General features: G+C 45.8%; 1 protein-coding gene. It reads left to right on the top strand.

Annotation, left to right across the window (positions count from 1 at the left end; translation table 11 throughout):
- A partial coding sequence (locus Q5Y71_RS17120; RefSeq protein ID WP_306043279.1) for an integrase core domain-containing protein occupies positions 1-304 on the top strand: 304 nt, incomplete at its 5' end.
- Positions 305-600: the final 296 nt, after the last annotated feature.

Here is a 600-nt window from a genome sequence, read left to right as displayed (position 1 = left end):
GTCAGACAATGGTCCGGAGTTCGTTGCACAGGTGGTCAGAGACTGGACCACATCTGTTGGCGCAAAGGTGGCTTACATAGAGCCGGGTTCACCCTGGGAGAATGGGTACTGTGAAAGCTCCAACGCCCGACTCAGAGACGAGCTTCTAAACGGTGAAATATTCTATACGTTACAAGAGGCGGAAATTATTATTGAGGAGTGGAGGAAGCACTACAATACCAAGCGGCCACACAGTGCCTTGGGCTACCGCCCACCGGCCCCGGAAACCACCGTGGAGAAAGTGCCACGGCCCACTATGCACTAACATTTAAACTGGACCACCCCCGTGGAGCTGATCAACAGGCGAAACAACACTGAAATACAACATCCCTGAACTCAAATAAATAAAAATAATTTAATGACATAAACTCCTAATGGAAATTCTGCCTGATACACGATAAGGAGACAGCAATGCAAACAGCAGACACCAAATACCTCCCTAAAACACTCATGAATTCCTTTGACTTGCCAAAATGTACAGGCGGCATTTCAAGAGTCACAATAGCTTCTTGCGGTTACCAAAATAACAGCAGTAAAAACCATACAAATATAAAAATTTAC

It is taken from the genome of Microbulbifer sp. 2205BS26-8, assembly GCF_030731025.1.
GTDB classification, from domain to species: Bacteria; Pseudomonadota; Gammaproteobacteria; order Pseudomonadales; family Cellvibrionaceae; genus Microbulbifer; species Microbulbifer spongiae.
This window is presented reverse-complemented; position numbering and strand designations above follow the sequence as displayed.